This window comes from Bartonella sp. AA83SXKL (assembly GCF_042196965.1).
GTDB lineage: Bacteria > Pseudomonadota > Alphaproteobacteria > Rhizobiales > Rhizobiaceae > Bartonella.
The window spans coordinates 1-886 of record NZ_JBHIRG010000129.1 but is presented as its reverse complement, the minus strand read 5'-3'; the positions used below and the strand labels follow the sequence as shown (position 1 = coordinate 886).

Annotated in this window: 1 protein-coding gene and 1 pseudogene; both read left to right on the top strand. The window is 45.9% G+C overall.

Annotated features, from left to right (window positions below):
* Positions 1–354, top strand: a pseudogene (locus ACFINO_RS10105) (PBSX family phage terminase large subunit); the annotation flags it as partial.
* The coding region (locus ACFINO_RS10100) for a portal protein (protein WP_375655685.1) at positions 339–886 on the top strand (548 nt) is incomplete at its 3' end. The pseudogene ACFINO_RS10105 and the gene ACFINO_RS10100, both read left to right, overlap by 16 nt.

The following is an 886-nucleotide window of genomic DNA, read 5'->3' as shown; positions in this document are numbered from 1 at the left end:
CACAATGTGAGTTTTGAGAGCGCTCTTAAACAGGCAGGCTTTCAAACAAAAGTTATCCCTAATCAGGGAGCAGGGGCTGTTAAGATACGTATAGAAACAGTCCGCCGTGTTTTGCCTTCTGTTTGGTTTAATGAGAAGACGACAGTAGCAGGACGTAAGGCACTGAACTGGTATCACGAGAAATGGGATGAGAAGCGTAATATTGGCTTGGGAGCAGAGCATGATTGGTCCAGTCATGGGGCAGATGCCTTTGGACTGATGTGTATTTCATACAAACCACCAAAAGAAATACAAAAGCGACCAGCTTATAGCGGCAGAATGGAATATGAGAGTACCTCATGGATGGCAGAATGATGCATGATGATGAACGTTTAGAAAAAGACAGCAATGTATCTGATCTCTCTCATGAAGGTTTGTTTCGTAAGCTTGTGAGCTGGTACAAAGAAGATGTGGAGCATGTGAATAAATGGCGTGAACATGCGCGGGAGGATTTTGGTTTTTACAATGGTGATCAATGGAATGAAGAAGATTTATCGGCGTTAAAAAAGCAACGCCGCCCCGTTATGACCTTTAATCGTATTGCCCCATTGGTCAATGCCGTTGTGGGGTCAGAGCGTAATAACAAGCGCGAAGTGCAGTTTATTCCCCGTCAAGTAGGGAAGGCATTGCCTAGTGAATTGCTTACCGGTGCGGCAGAATGGTTTCGGGACATGGCGCATGCAGAATACGCTGATAGTGATGCTTTCCAAGATGCGGTTATCTGCGGCATGGGGTGGACTGATACACGGCTTGATTATGAGAACAGCCTCGATGGTGAACCGGTCATTACGCGTTTAGACCCGTTAAAGATGGTTTGGGATAGTGCAGCGGTGCAACCGAATTTAAC